At 63.3% G+C, this 14539-nt stretch carries 13 protein-coding genes; 8 read left to right on the top strand and 5 right to left on the bottom strand.

The window, feature by feature from the left end; genetic code table 11:
• The first annotated feature begins 185 nt into the window (after nt 1–185).
• The 4 genes from P3T22_RS23855 (at nt 186) to P3T22_RS23840 (ending at nt 4193) form a co-directional block, all read left to right on the top strand.
• Nucleotides 186–473, top strand: a complete 288-nt coding sequence (locus P3T22_RS23855; RefSeq protein ID WP_063500740.1) for a hypothetical protein — start codon at nt 186–188, stop codon at nt 471–473.
• 62 nt (nt 474–535) lie between these two features.
• A complete protein-coding gene (locus P3T22_RS23850; protein WP_063499263.1) occupies nt 536–1738 on the top strand; it encodes an AAA family ATPase in 1203 nt (400 codons plus the stop codon).
• 286 nt (nt 1739–2024) lie between these two features.
• Complete coding sequence (locus P3T22_RS23845; RefSeq protein ID WP_082855503.1) at nt 2025–2636, top strand: methyltransferase family protein; 612 nt, start codon at nt 2025–2027, stop codon at nt 2634–2636.
• A gap of 114 nt (nt 2637–2750) precedes the next feature.
• A complete protein-coding gene (locus tag P3T22_RS23840; RefSeq protein ID WP_063499262.1) occupies nt 2751–4193 on the top strand; it encodes a nicotinate phosphoribosyltransferase in 1443 nt (480 codons plus the stop codon).
• A 69-nt stretch (nt 4194–4262) separates the two neighbouring features.
• Here P3T22_RS23840 and P3T22_RS23835 read toward each other — a convergent pair whose 3' ends face one another.
• The gene (locus P3T22_RS23835) at nt 4263–6101 is read right to left on the bottom strand and encodes an ATP-binding cassette domain-containing protein (protein ID WP_063500738.1); all 1839 of its coding nucleotides are present in this window, start codon (nt 6099–6101) and stop codon (nt 4263–4265) included.
• A gap of 16 nt (nt 6102–6117) precedes the next feature.
• The gene (locus P3T22_RS23830) at nt 6118–6993 is read right to left on the bottom strand and encodes an extracellular solute-binding protein (RefSeq protein WP_063499261.1); all 876 of its coding nucleotides are present in this window, start codon (nt 6991–6993) and stop codon (nt 6118–6120) included.
• A gap of 197 nt (nt 6994–7190) precedes the next feature.
• Here P3T22_RS23830 and P3T22_RS23825 point away from each other — a divergent pair, with 197 nt between their 5' ends.
• Both P3T22_RS23825 and P3T22_RS23820 read left to right on the top strand, forming a co-directional pair.
• On the top strand, nt 7191–7823 hold the full coding sequence (locus P3T22_RS23825; RefSeq protein WP_063499260.1) for a nitrogen fixation protein NifQ: 633 nt from the start codon (nt 7191–7193) through the stop codon (nt 7821–7823).
• Nucleotides 7824–7950: 127 nt separating this feature from the next.
• On the top strand, nt 7951–8274 hold the full coding sequence (locus P3T22_RS23820; protein ID WP_429326310.1) for a winged helix-turn-helix domain-containing protein: 324 nt from the start codon (nt 7951–7953) through the stop codon (nt 8272–8274).
• A 75-nt stretch (nt 8275–8349) separates the two neighbouring features.
• On the opposite strand, the gene P3T22_RS23815 is transcribed toward P3T22_RS23820, so the two are convergent.
• Complete coding sequence (locus P3T22_RS23815) at nt 8350–9699, bottom strand: DUF2325 domain-containing protein (RefSeq protein WP_063499259.1); 1350 nt, start codon at nt 9697–9699, stop codon at nt 8350–8352.
• Between the two features lie 541 nt (nt 9700–10240).
• Between P3T22_RS23815 and P3T22_RS23810 the strand changes: the two genes are divergently transcribed.
• Nucleotides 10241–11119 carry a 2OG-Fe(II) oxygenase gene (locus P3T22_RS23810; RefSeq protein WP_063499258.1) on the top strand — a complete coding sequence of 293 codons (879 nt, stop codon included), beginning with the start codon at nt 10241–10243 and terminating at the stop codon, nt 11117–11119.
• A gap of 308 nt (nt 11120–11427) precedes the next feature.
• The gene (locus tag P3T22_RS23805; RefSeq protein ID WP_429326307.1) at nt 11428–12309 is read left to right on the top strand and encodes a 2OG-Fe(II) oxygenase; all 882 of its coding nucleotides are present in this window, start codon (nt 11428–11430) and stop codon (nt 12307–12309) included.
• Between the two features lie 19 nt (nt 12310–12328).
• Here the strand turns inward: P3T22_RS23805 and P3T22_RS23800 are convergent, their stop codons facing one another.
• Together P3T22_RS23800 and P3T22_RS23795 are read right to left on the bottom strand one after the other, a co-directional pair.
• Complete coding sequence (locus tag P3T22_RS23800) at nt 12329–12763, bottom strand: GNAT family N-acetyltransferase (protein ID WP_063499255.1); 435 nt, start codon at nt 12761–12763, stop codon at nt 12329–12331.
• A 118-nt stretch (nt 12764–12881) separates the two neighbouring features.
• On the bottom strand, nt 12882–14321 hold the full coding sequence (locus P3T22_RS23795; RefSeq protein WP_429326306.1) for an MFS transporter: 1440 nt from the start codon (nt 14319–14321) through the stop codon (nt 12882–12884).
• Nucleotides 14322–14539 lie beyond the last annotated feature (218 nt).

Genomic DNA, 14539 nt, shown 5'->3' with positions numbered 1-14539 from the left:
GGCCGGTCCCGGTACGGACGGGCCGGCCCCACGCCGCGGGTACAACGGGCCTGCGCCCCCCCCGGGGGGCGGGTGCTCGGGGGGGCCCGGGGCGCGGGCCCCGCGATTTCGGGGGGCCACGGCTGACCTGGATACGGCGTTGAAATGGATACGGCCTTGAAATGGCACATCATTCGGGGGTTGTCATGAAAGCGATCAGCAAGCCGGCCGCATTGCGGCTGGACCACCACACCATGGCGCTCGGCGCCGGTCCCTCATATCGGCGTCTCTTTGCGCCGCAGCGACCATTATTCGCTGCGCCGTCGGCCGATCTGCTCAACCTGGTGATTGCCGAGGCGATGAAACGTAAGGCTCAGGCCGAGATTCAGCGCGACGTGCTGCGCGAGGCGATCTATGAGATCCCGGTTTTGCGCGAACGAGGCCACGATCGGGCTGCGGACATTTACCCGTCCGATCCCGACCACTACGTCTGAATGTCGACTGTGATTGACGCGGCCTTACCTACGGGAAGGCTTCAGTCCGGCGGAGACCCGACATGATTGACATCTTCCTGATTTCGTCCAGTGCCAAGCGCGCGCCGCATATCGTCGCGCGCCTCGAAGAAAGCGGCGTGGTGTTTCGCCTGCGCACTGCTTACGGCACGGCGCGGCAACTGCACCTGCACGCCCGCGCAATCAGGAGCGCCGATCTGCTGATCGTCGACGACGTCGATCTGAGTGCGCGCGAACTGGGCGGCGTCGAGGAGGCGCTGGCCTGCTCGCCTGCCTTGCATTGCATGCTGGTCACGCCGGCGCCATCCGCCGCCTTACTGACCGCGGCGATGCGCGTCGGCGTGCGGCATGTGCTTTCATGGCCGCTGGATGCGTGCGAGATCGCCACCGCGCTCGCGCATATCGCCGCAAAAAAAGGCGCGGGCGGGCGACATGCCGGGCGGGTCGTCTCGCTGGCATCGTGCAAGGGCGGCAGCGGCACGACGCTGATCGCCGTGAATCTCGCCTGGTCGCTGGCCGTGCTGCGCGACAGGCGCGTGCTGCTGATCGATCTCAGCCAGCAATTCGCCGACGCCAGCCTGCTCATGGTCCACAAGCCGCCGCCGGCGACGCTCGCCGATCTGTGCTCGCGGATCGACGACCTCGACGCCGCGTTGCTGGACGCCTGCGTGATGCACGTCCACGCGAACCTCGACGTGCTGGCGGGGGCCGGCGACCCGCTCAAGGCAGCCGAACTGCGGCCCGAGCAACTGAAGCAAATTCTCACGCTGGTGCGCGAGCGGTACGACGCGGTGCTGATCGACATCGGCCAGAGCCTCAATCCGCTGACGATCCACGCACTCGATCACAGCGATGCAATCTGCATGGTGGTGCGGCAAAACCTGCTTTACCTTCACGGCGGCCGCCGGATGCTCGATATTTTCAAGGAACTGGGTTATCCGCCCAGCAAGGTGCGGGTCGTGGTGAATCAATACGACAAGAACGCGTGCATCAACCTGCCGACGCTCGAACAGACCCTCGGTGCGAAGGTCGCGCACCAGCTGCCGCGTGACGAAACGCGGGTCAACGAGGCGCTCAACCGCGGCGTGCCGCTCATCACTTCCGCACACGACAGCGCGCTGGCGCGAGGCATCTGCCTGCTCGCCGATATGTTGTGGCCGGCCGTCGCCGAGCCCCGCAAAGGGATGCTCGGCCGCCTGTTTGCTACGCAGCCGAACGTGCCGCCGCAACTGAAGCCGGGGCACTGATCCAATCCGACCGCCGAGACTCGCGCCAGAATTGAATCCGGGCGCGCGTGGCATGATATGGACATCCGGCTGGTGTGGCTGCTACGCTGCGACACTGACGGACCAGAAGTCTTCATGCAGCGGGCTTGAAAAATAATTCGCATATCGAAATGAGTATGCCATGACAAAGACCACACCCTCGCGGGAATTCGATAGTGAAGACTGCCTCCCGGATGCCGCGATCGGCGAACTGGCGGGCGCGGCGCCTGGCGTCGATGGTGGCGATGGCCTGTTGCCGGCTGGCGGCATGCGCGAGGCGTCGATCGAAATCCTCGCACGCGTCGCCGCGGCGCTCATGTTGAGCATCTTTACTTATGCGGCCGTCAAGCAATGGCTCGCCGCGCCAACACGCGTCACCTTGTTGCTGCTCGTGGTAAGCGCGTTCGTGACCTTGGGCCTGTCGCTCTTTGCGCGGGTGCCCATCAAACGTGACTGGACGGCTTTTGCTTTCATCTGCTCGGTGGGTGGGACCTTCTATTTTCTCGCCGTGCGGCTTTCGCCCGGGGTCCAGCTCATTCCGGAGCTGGCCGGCGCATCGTTGCAACTGCTGGGGATTGTCTGGCAACTGTTCGCGAAGGTGTCGCTGCGCAGGTCCTTTGGTATTTTGCCCGCCAATCGCGGGGTCGTTTCTCGCGGGGCTTACCGGTTCGTGCGCCACCCTATGTACTTGGGGTATTTCCTGGCGGACATCGGCTTTTTGCTGGCGAACTTCGGGATTCAGAACGTGATTGTCTACGGATGCCAGTTTGCGTTGCAGGTTGGGCGCATTGCGCGGGAGGAGCGGCTCCTGTCCGATGACGAGCTGTATCGGGCTTACAGGGCCAAGGTGCGGTTCCGGGTGATTCCGGGCGTGTTTTGAGAGTGTATGGTGTAGGTTTGGCTATGGCGTAAGCGGCAATCAGCCGCAACATGCAGCACGACCGCCAGCCGGCCCGATTACCCTTGAGAGAGCCTGACGAGCGCAGCAGCATCCATGCAAAACGATATAAACCCGTTCAACGACATGGCGTCGATCCGGTCCAATCCGATCCTCAACACGGATTCGTACAAGGCGTCGCACTATCTGCAATATCCGCCCGAAGCGTCGGCGATGTTTTCATACATCGAGTCGCGCGGCGGACGCTATGACCGCACGCTGTTCTTCGGTCTGCAGATGCTGATCAAGGAGTATCTGTGCCGCCCGATTACCGCCGAGATGATCGGTCAGGCGAAGGCGTTTTTCACGGCGCATGGCGAGCCGTTCAACGAAGCCGGCTGGCGTTACATCGTCGAACACTATAACGGCTATCTGCCGGTGCGGATTCGCGCGGTGCCGGAAGGCTCGGTCGTGCCCACGCACAACGTTCTGGTCACGGTCGAATGCGACGATCCACAGGTATTCTGGCTGGCCTCGTATCTGGAAACGATGCTAATGCGCGTGTGGTACCCGATTACGGTCGCGACGCAAAGCTGGCATCTGCGCAAAACGATCCGCGCCTATCTGGAGAAGAGTAGCGACGACCTCACGCAATTGCCGTTCAAGCTGCACGATTTCGGTGCGCGCGGCGTGTCGAGTGCGGAGTCGGCGGCGATCGGCGGCTCGGCGCATCTCGTCAATTTCATGGGCTCGGATACGGTGCTTGGCGTAGTTGCCGCGAACCACTACTACAACGAACCGATGGCGGCGTTTTCGGTACCGGCTGCGGAGCACAGCACGATCACGTCATGGGGGCGCGAGCGTGAAACCGACGCGTTCCGCAACATGATCGCGAAGTTCGGCAAGCCGGGAGCGATCGTTTCGGTGGTGTCCGATTCCTACGACCTGTTCGCCGCGCTCGAGGTATGGGGCACGGAGTTGAAGCAGGCGGTGCTCGATTCTGGCGGCACGCTGGTGATCCGGCCCGATTCTGGCGATCCGTTGACGATTGTCCTGCAGACCATGCGGGCGCTCGAGGCGTCGTTCGGTTCAACGGTGAACGGCAAGGGGCGGCGCGTGCTCAATAACGTCCGCGTGATTCAGGGCGACGGCGTGAATCCGGATTCTATCGAGGCGATTCTTGCGGGCATGGACGAAGCCGGCTTTGCAGCGGACAACATCGTCTTCGGCATGGGCGGCGCGTTGCTGCAGCAGATCAACCGCGATACGCAGCGGTTCGCCATGAAGTGTTCGGCGATCCGGCTTGGGGATGAATGGCACGACGTATACAAGGATCCGGTCACCGACACCGGCAAGCGGTCGATGAAAGGGCGGCTTACGTTGCTGGTGAACCGTCACACGGGCGAGTATCGGACGGCGACGCTGCCGGTGGTGGGGGACAGCCGTACCGTTGAAGGGGATTGGGAAGAAGTACTCGTGACCGTTTTCGATTCTGGAAAATTGCTCGTGGATGTGGCGTTTTCTGAAGTCAGGAAGCGGGCGCACGCGAGCGAGGGTTAGCCCGGTGTTGGGCTCTGGCCGCGTTGGCGGCTATACCGTCATGCCGCTGCCAGAGCCAGACCGAATGTGTCAGTTCGCATTCCAGACCGACACGCCCGAACCATCAATATCCATCCGGCAAGGGCTTCCTTCCCGCAGCCGGGTATCTTCGTTCGCGATCTCGAACCGCACCCCCGCGATATTCAGTCGGACATATCGCTCACCGCGCCGTAACTCGACCGCGTCGACCACGCCGGCATAAGCGCCATCGGGCGAAACAACCACGGCGTGCGAAGAGATGCGCCACATCACCCGTTGCCCGGCGGAAATCGCAGAACCGCTGTCGCCTGTCGTTATCACCAAGCCATTGCCAATTTCAACGCGCCCAGGTGCCCTCATCAAACCTTCGCCGACGTTGTGCAAGCCGAGCAGCTCGGCGACCCGCATTGAAGCCGGCCGTTCGAACACCACGTCGATGGAACCCGCCTGCAGCATGCGCCCTTGTTCGACGACCAGCACCTCGTCGGCAAGCAGCGCCGCTTCGTCGGGATCGTGCGTGACGATGATCGTCACCGCCGCAATTTCGCGCTGCAACGCCCGCAGCGACTGCTGCAGACGGCGCCGCCGCGGCGTATCGAGCGCGGCGAACGGCTCGTCGAACAGCAACAATTCGCTATGACGCGTGAGCGCCCGCGCCAGCGCCACACGTTGCCGCTGACCGAACGACAATTGATGCGGCAAGCGTGCGACCAGTTGCGCGAGGCCGAGATGATCGAGCCAGTAACGCGCGCTGGCTGCGTCGGCGTCGACGGGAAATGCGAGTTGCTGCGCGACCGTCATATGCGGAAACAAACCGTAGTCTTGCGGCATGTAGCCGATCTGGCGACGCTCGGGCGGCAATGGGCTCAAGTCGGCTGCACCGAGCCGAACGAAACAGGATGCGTTGGATTCGAGCCCTGCAATCAGACGCAATGCCAGGGATTTGCCGGAACCCGACGGCCCGATGATCGCAAGCCGTCGCGTCGCAGGCGCCCACGCAATGTCGAGCTCGAACGCGCCCAAGCGGCGCTGCAAATGAAAGGCGAGACGGCGATCGGACGTCTCGCCCCGGCTCGCCGTTAGATCCGTGCCGGGTTCCAGCGCGTCGTCGCCGTTTTCGGTTTGTTCGAGCGCGGCTTTCTGCCGAAGGCTATAAATCGATAGCGCCGCGCAGGCAATCGCAATCGCAAGCGTCGGCAGAAGCAGGGGCATCATCGCCGGCAGGCCCTGGCCGCCGAATACGACGTACGTGTAAACCGGCAGCGAGTACGGGTGATAGGCCACCATCACCGTCGCGCCAAATTCACCGAAGGCTCGCAACCACGCGAGCGCGAGCCCCGCGCGAATCGCCGGCCACGCGACCGGCAACATGACGCGGAAAAAACGGCCGCTCGCATGATGGCCGAGCGTCGCGGCCACGTCGTCGAGCACGGGGTCCACGGCGGCGAACGCCGATTTTGCGGCGATGATCAGGAAGGGCGCAGCCACGAAGATTTCCGCGAGCACGATGCCGGCAAACGAATCCGTCAGCGCCCCATTGGTGAAGCGGCCGACCCAGCTATACGGGCCGAGCAGAAACAGGAGCAGCACGCCGCTCGTGAGCGGTGGCAAGGCAAGCGGCAACTGCACGACGAAGCCGAGCAGCGCCATCTTGCGCGAGTTCGAGCGCGCCAGAAAATAGCCGAGCGGCACGCCGCCAAGCAGAATCACGAACGAGGCGACACTGGCGCTCGCCGCCGATACGCCGACCGCTGACCACACTGCGGCCCAGTCGACATTCGGCCAATCGGCCGCGCCGAGTTGCGGCACACTCGCGATAAACGGGGCGCACAGATAGATGGCAAGCAGCCCCGCCAGCCACAGCAGCGGTCGCGCGGCGGATCGGTTCACCGCCTGTTTCACCACCTTATTGCGCGGCGTCGATCACGGCTTGCACCGACGGCGGCATCGCTTGCACGTTGCCGGTCACGGCGGGTTTGATCACATCGACGCCGTGTTGCTCGAGCAGCGCGCGCCCTTGCGCGCTCAGCAGGAAGTCGACGAAGCTGCTCGCGCCCGCATGGTTCGGTGCGTCGCTGAGAATCGTCAGCGTGTAGCTTGCTTTGGCCTGCAATTCGGGCGCCGGACGGATCGCCGGAATTTTCAGGTCGGATGTTTCGGTCGAGTAGAAGAAGCCGGCATCGAGCTGGCCGGATTGCAGGCGGCCCACCAGCGTTTCCTCAGGCAAAACCTGTGCGGGATTTTCAGCTGCGCCCAGCGTCTTTTCGACGAGGTCCGGCTGATGGTAGAGCTCCGCGGCCTTCGTCATCATTTCGACGGTGAATGCCCCTTTGGGATCGAGCTTCGGGTCGGTCCGGCCGATGCGGATGCCGGGTTCCTGCAACACCTGATCCCAGCGCTTGCTCCTGAAGTCCGCGGCGAACTTGCTTTGCGGGTTATAGCCGATCATCAACGGCGATTCGGCGAAGTTCACGTACCACGCGACGTGGTCGCCGTTAGCCTCGCCCATCAGGCTGGCATTCACCTTCGGACTCGCGCTGATGAACACGTCGCCGCGGCGCAGCTTGCCCTTGATCTCGTTAGCGATCTTGTTCGAGCCCGCCGCATAGCCGCGGAAATGCTGGCCGGTGGCCTTTTCGAAAGCAGGTCCCACGCTGCGCTCCATCAGATTGACGAGCGAACCGGCGTACAGCACGTTGACCGTATCGTCCTGCGCGAAGGCGGGCACGGCCGTCACCGCGCCGGCGACAACCACGAAAGATGCAAGCAGCTTGCGAATCATGCGATTAAACCCGATGCGTTATTTAGAGCGCTATATTACGACGTCAGCGCATGGCGTTGTGAAAAGTGGCCGATATGCTTGGCGATATATTGCGTATCGATGCGTTTTTGCGCCGGCGCGGCCATCGCCGCGTAATATACACGCCGACATAACGAGTGAACAAGCCGCTCAGGCGTCGATGCTGGAGATAACCGCGTATGGATAATGCGAATGCGATTGCCGCGCCCGGCACCGAACCGCTGCGTGCGTCGCTCGACGCGCAGGTTGCCGAGCGCACGGCAAAGTGGCTGGCCGCGGCCACGAGCGCTGCGTCGCCCGATACTCAACTGTTCGCGAGACTGATTGCCGCGCGCGACGTGCGCGACGAACTTGCGCTGCCTGGATTGCCGCAGCAGGCGTGGCGCGCACTGCTGGCGCGGCACTTTGTGCACGCGGCCGCGCTTGAGCCCGTGCCTGCGCCTTCGACTGCATTGCCGCCTGTTGACACCAGTGAACACGCGGCATTCGTCGACACGCTACGGGCACTGCTGCTCACGCATTCCAGCACCGCCGTCGACGCGAACGACGCGCTGTGCCTCGCCTCGATCATCGCCCACGCGTGCTTGCGGCCAGATCACCTCTGGCGCGACCTCGGCCTTGCGGGCCGTGAAGAAGTCACATGGATGCTGACGCGTTATTTCCCCACGCTCGTCGGGCTGAATGTCGACAATCTGCGCTGGAAGAAATTCCTCGCCCAGCAGCGCGCGCTTTCGTTAGGGCTTCAGCCCGGCCCGGCTCCCGGTTGTCCGGGCTGCGAAGACTACGGGCATTGCTTCCCCGGCCACCACTGAAGGCCATTCGGCCAGGGTGGCAGCGCGAGACGGTTCGTGTATGCTTTTGCGCATGCCTGATACCGCGAAAACCAAACCAAGACGCGCGACAAAGTCCTTGAAATCGCGCCCCGAAGTGCGCTTCAGAATGCGTATCCGCAGCGGCGACGCCGTCGCGCTCGGGCCTGGCAAAGTCGAACTGCTCGAAGCCGTGCGCGAATACGGCTCGATCTCGGCCGCGGCGCGCAGCCTCGGCATGTCGTACCGTCGTGCATGGCTGCTGATCGACGAACTGAACCGCTCGCTCAAAGCGCCCGCCACCCACTCGGAGCAAGGCGGTCAAAGCGGCGGTGGCTGTACGCTGACGCCGGTGGGCGAAAACATCATTCGTCTTTACCGCGATGTCGAAGTCGAGGCGCAACGAAGCTGCGCGAAACAGATCGCCGAGTTGACCAGGCTGATTCGTTACTGAGCGGCTGGGGCCGACGGCGCCTCGGTTCAGCGTTCGGCGTTCACGCCTCGCGGTTCGGGGCCGACACCCTGCCGCTCAGCCGTGGCGCAAGCAAAATGCCGAGGGCGGCGGATTGCCCAACTGCGCCAGTTGCCCGGCGCGCAGGCGCTCCACCAATTCGACAAAGCTCGCCACGCTGGCTGTGCGCAGCGGGTAGTAGTCGATCTGATGGCGCTCACACACCTTTTTGAGCGTATTCATCGAATCGTGAGCGACGCAGTCGACCGGAAACACGACGATATCCGCACCCGGCAACGCAGCGGCGAGCAGACCTTTGCGATCTTCCACGCCGCCGTCGTGCACCACGAAATCACCGCCGGCGGCGCCCACCAGCCGCTTGAGCGCGGCATTCGAGCCGGGACGGCCGCCCACATACACAATCCGTTTGCCGCGCACGCTGTCGAGGCTGGCTTGCTGCGTCCCCGCGCCATGGCTGTGGGCAGCATCCACCGTCGCGCGTTCCAGCGCATCGCATTCGCTTTGCACCAGTTCGAGAAGCGCCAACGCCTGATCGCGGCTTTTGCGTAACGCGAGCGCCGCGTCTTGTTCCTGCAGCGCACGCTGTTCAGCGGCCTCACGGCGGCTCGTATGCAGCGCCATCCGCTGGTTGGTGTCGGCCAGCTTGTCGCGCAGCCTTGATATCTCGGCTTCGAGATCGGCGGGATCCGTCGGCGGCTGGCGCGTGGCCAAGGCGGTGAGTTGCGCGATCTGCTGGTTGAGCGCGGCGATCGATGCGTCGCGCTGCATGCTGAGTTGCTGCAAGCGGCTTTGCTGCCGCTCGGCTTTCTCCTTCAACTCGGCGTTTTCCGTTTCGAGCGCAACCAGCCTGCGGATATCCGCGCGATTCGCCGCGCCAACCAGATGCGACAGCATGTGCAATTCGCCGAACGCTCTCCGGCGCACGTACAAGGTCGCATACGGATGCGTCATCAAAGCCCAGTAAGCAGGCGGGATGTCACCGCTCTTCAGCGCTTCGTCCCAGAGCTTCAGCAGTTCGACGTCGTCGGCGGCTTTGTCGAAGCGGCGGATTGCCGCCGCATAGTGCTCGTCAAGCAGCTTGTGCAGAGCTTTGGCGCCCGCGCCGCCATCGATCGCGAGTTCGACGGCCGAGTGATGAATCTCCAGATCGCTCGCGTCCCGGCTATTGAGGCCGGTGAATTTAGGCACCAGTTTGCGCAGTTCGTGCGTGCTGAGACAGGTGCCGATGATCGAACAATGCAGTTGGCCATCGAGCTCGGCGAGGCGCGCGCGCCGTCTGGCGGTCGGGAGCGATACCTTGGCGGGCGTGCAGCACGGATCGGCCGGGCCCAAGCCGGCGCCGGCGAGTTCGTCGCTGGACAGCTTGAGACGCGGGGGCTTGGCAAGACGAAACGGGGGCGTGTGCATGAGGACCTCGAATCCGGTTCTGGCGTCAGGCGGCCTGAACGTGCGTGCCGGACGCGCGCGCCATGCGGGCGCCGCTGGCGATATAGCTGCACGTATATAACGATGGACAAACGAAAACCGCACCGCTGCTGGCTCCTGCTTGCTTGTTTCGCTTCGTCGTGCGCGGGTGACGGGCGAGCCATCGCGCGCCACGAAGCATATCGTGATATTCGACAGGATATAACGAAAAGGCGGCGTGAGGGTAGCGAAAGCGGTTTTACCTGGCTTGCGCGAACTCGAGAAACGCCTGCACGGCCAGCGCCCGTTCGAACTTTCGATAGGCAATGGCGACGATATTTTGCCGTCCGCCCAGGTGTCGCCCCCCGATAGCTGCTTAGTCGTCCGCCCAGGTGTCGCCCCTCGATAGCTGCTTAGTCGTCCGCCCAGGCGTCCCCCCCCCCGATAGCGGGCTAGTCGTCCAGCCCGGCGCACTCTACCCAGCCTTGCTATGAACCGGCCAGTTGATGCAGTATTTCGTGACGTGGACAAGCGGGGGAGTTCTATGCCAGTAGTGGATGCATCGTGGGAAGCATGGCTGAGCAGCAATGCAGCGCGTGGTTGCAGCATCGACTCGATGATCGACGCGATGGTGCAAGCCGGTTTCGCCACGGAAGCCGCGCGCGCGGAAGTGCACAAGGCGTTCGGCAAGAATCCGGCGGACGCAGGGGGCTCGCCACCGGCAGCGGCTGAGGCCGCGCTGGTAAAAGCCGGGCCGCAAACCTACCAGTACGATGCGTCGCCTGTTGCGCGCGGCAATGTGATCCGTGCGCACGATCGCGACGTCCGCGTGTTGATGCGCTGCGAGCGGCCGCAAGTGATTGTGTTCGCGGATGTGCTGTCACCTGACGAATGCGACGCGATGATCGAACGCTCGCGTCATCGGCTGAAGCGCTCGACCACGGTCAATCCCGACACCGGCAAGGAAGACGTAATCCTCAACCGCACCAGCGAAGGCATCTGGTACCAGCGCGGGGAAGACGCGTTCATCGAACAGATGGACCGCCGCATATCGAGTCTGATGAACTGGCCGGTTGAAAACGGCGAAGGGCTGCAGATTCTGCATTACGGCACGAGCGGCGAATATCGCCCGCACTTCGATTATTTCCCGCCCGATCAGGGCGGCAGCGCGGTGCATACCGCCCAAGGCGGCCAGCGCGTGGCGACCCTGGTGATCTATCTGAACGACGTGCCCGACGGCGGCGAAACGATTTTCCCGGAAGCGGGCATCTCAGTCGCGGCAGTAAAGGGTGGCGCGGTCTATTTCCGCTATATGAACGGCCAGCGGCAACTCGATCCGCTGACCTTGCACGGCGGCGCACCGGTGCTCGGCGGCGACAAATGGATCATGACGAAGTGGATGCGCGAGCGGGCCTACGGCTGAGGCGCGCGCTATTCGGCCGCACGACGTGCGGCGGCTTTGCCCGCCGGGCCGTTAACCGTGCCGCAACGGCTGCCGGCGATCAGGCACATCTCGTCCGCCCAGGGACGGCCGAGTAGTAAATTTCGTAGGTCGCGCCGCGTCGAATCCGACGCTGAATGCGTTTCAGCCAAGACCCATTTCCGAATCGTCGCGTGAAATACGACGGGATGGCCACCTATCATCCTTTGCTTTCCTCAGCATCGCCCGATTGGCCGCGCGTCCGGTCTGCGCGCGCTGAACGAGCGAACTCTGAATGTGGGATGAGACGTATGCCTGTCGTAAACGATGCCGTGAAAACCTGGTTGAACAGTCATGTCGAGCGCGGCTTTAGCCCTGCGGTGTTGGTGGATGCCATGGTGGGCGCCGGCTTCGAGTCGGAACTTGCGCGAGCCACGGTGAACGCTTCGTTCGAGGCTGCCGGAGCGGCTCGCGTGGCTCCTGTTGCTGTTGCCGCCGCCGCGCGATGCGGTGTCGAGGCGGCCACAGGCGAATACCGCTACGATCCGGCGCCGGTCGCGGCGGGCAATCTGATTCGTGCCTACGATCGCGACGTCAAGGTGCTGATGCGCTGCGAGCGGCCGCAGATCGTCGCGTTCGCCGATGTGATGTCGGACGAAGAATGCGACGAGATGATCGAACGGTCGCGCCCCTTGCTCAAGCGGTCCACTACCGTCAATCCTGAGAGCGGCTCGAATGACGTGATTCCGAATCGCACCAGCGAAGGCGCCTGGTATCACCGAGGTGCGGACCCATTCCTCGAACGGCTCGAACAGCGCTTTGCCAGCTTGATGAACTGGCCGGTCGAGAATGGTGAAGGGTTGCAGGTGCTGAGGTATGGGGTCGGCGCCGAGTATCGGTCACATTTCGATTATTTTCCGCCTGCGCAGACGGGCAGTGCCGTGCATATGGCGCGCGGCGGGCAGCGGGTTGCGACGCTGGTTTTGTACCTCAACGACGTGGCTGCGGGAGGGGAGACTTTTTTCCCCGATGCTGGCGTGTCGATTGCCCCGAGGCGGGGTGGCGCTGTCTATTTTCGCTACATGAACGGGGCGCGGCAGCTCGATCCTTTGAGCTTGCATGGGGGCGCACCGGTTCTGGCAGGCGAGAAGTGGATCATGACCAAGTGGGTCAGGGAAGGGGTTTTTGCTTAGTGCCCCCGGCGCGTTTCGCTCAAGCCGTCTTGTAGACGTCCGGATTGTGCAGTTCCATATAGCGCTCCGGCGCCGTCAGTTCCTTGAAACCGTGCGGTTTGTAGACGTGGTGAGCGTCTGTCGTCACCAGCACGATTCTGCGCAAGCCGGTCAGCGAGGGGCTGGCGAATACGTGCTTCATCAACGCTGACGCGTATCCTTTGCCACGGTGCGCCGGCAGCACGAAGACATCGCACAGGTAGGCGAATGTCGCCTGGTCGGTTACCAGGCGAGCAAAAGCGATCTGCCTGCCTTCGATATACGCGCCGAAACATAGCGACCCCTCTATCGCCCGGTCGAACGTCTCGCGTGGCATGCCCTTCGCCCATGCCGTCTCCTGCGAGAGGAACGCGTAGATCATCTCGATGTCGAGGTCGGCCTTGTTGCCCGAAATCGTCAGCTCGTTTTCTTGCACCGCGTGTCTCCGCCTGTGCTGGTTAAGCAATCAAAGGATGCGGCGCCGGTTGGGCGCTGCTGCTTCAATTCCCGCTTCAATTCCCGCTTCAAACCCTGCCACCCGGCCCGCGTTGCGCTCAGCTCTTCGCCGGGTCCTCGACGCTGCGCGAACCGCCGCCGATACTCTGTCCGGCATCGCGTGCGAGCGCCAGGTAGCCGGTCACGGACACCAGCGTCAGCACCCCGGCGAACAGAAACGCCAGGCGGAAATCGTCCAGGGTGAATACATGGCCGGTCGTCTCGCCGTTGAAGAGCGCTGCCGCACGCAGCGAGACGGCACCGAAGGCAATGCCCAAACCGATCGTCATCTGGGCCGCGGCGCTCCATAGCGTGCTCGCTGCGCTCATCTGCGGTTGGGCGACGTCGGCGTAGGCGAGGGTGGCGAGCGTCGAGAATTGCATCGAGCGCGCTACGCCGTAAATGAACACGACGAACAACACCAGCATGAGCGGCACGTTCGGTGTCAACATCCCGCAGGCAATGATGAAAACACCGGCCACCGTCACATCGACAATCGACACCATCCGGAAACCGTAGCGTTGCAAGATGCGTGTGGTGAGTGCCTTCATGCCGAGGTTGCCGAGCGCGCTCGCGAGCAACAACAGGCCCGATTTGAACGCCGACAACCCAAAACCGACCTGGAACAGCAGCGGCATCAGATACGGAACCGCGCCGATACCGATGCGGGTGAACGAACCGGTCACCACTGTCACGGAAAAAGTCGGGATTTTCAGCGTGGATACATCGATCAGCGGATGCGGATGACGCTTCGCATGCTGGAACGCCACCACGCCCATCAGCAATCCGCCGGCGATGATCGCACCAGCCACCCAGGGATTCTCGCCGGGTTGGCTAGCCAGTTCCGCACCATAGAGAATCGCCGTCAGCGTCGTGGCGCTCAGCAGGAGGCCAACGACGTCGAGCGGTTTGCGTTCGGTGCCGCGCAGGTTCGGCACCAGCGCGAGCGCAACGGCCATTGCTGCCAGACCGAAGGGCACGTTCAGCAGAAAGATCCAGCGCCACGACGCATAAGTGGTGATGAAGCCGCCCACCGGCGGTCCGACCACCGGCGCAGCAATGGCCGGCCATGTGATGGTCGAGATCGCCTGCATCATGCGGCTCTTCTCCGTGTTGCGGACCACGATCAACCGGCCCACCGGCACCATCATCGCGCCGCCCATGCCTTGCAGCAGCCGCGCGGCCGTAAATTCAGTCACGTTCTGCGACAGGCCGCACAACACCGAAGCCACCGTGAACACGCCGATCGCGCTGAAGAACACCGTGCGCGAGCCGCAGCGGTCGGCTACCCAGCCGCTCGCCGGGATGAAAATCGCCAGCGCCAGCATATAGGCCGTCATGCCGAGGCTCAGGCTGTTCGGCCCGACGCCGAACGAGTGCGCCATCTGTGGCAGCGCGGTCGCGATCACCGTGGTGTCGAGGTACTCCATGAAGAACGTGGCCGCGACGATATACGGCAGCCAGCCGATGTGCGAGTTGCGTGCGCCGCCGCCGGTCATTGCGCCTTCCTCATCGCACCGCGCGCGGATTCGATGACGCCGCCACCGTGCCGGCGCGTACCGCGAGATGGTTCTGACTTCATGTTCTTGCGACTACCTTTCGGAAACGTGTTTCCGGCATGCGTGTATAGACGACCAATGAGATCGCGGCCCATACGCTGACGTACCTGGAACAATAGGGATCATGGCCGCTAGCCTTGAATCGTAACGCAACAAAC

This window comes from Paraburkholderia sp. GAS348 (assembly GCF_050434205.1).
Taxonomy (GTDB): Bacteria; Pseudomonadota; Gammaproteobacteria; order Burkholderiales; family Burkholderiaceae; genus Paraburkholderia.
This window is presented reverse-complemented; position numbering and strand designations above follow the sequence as displayed.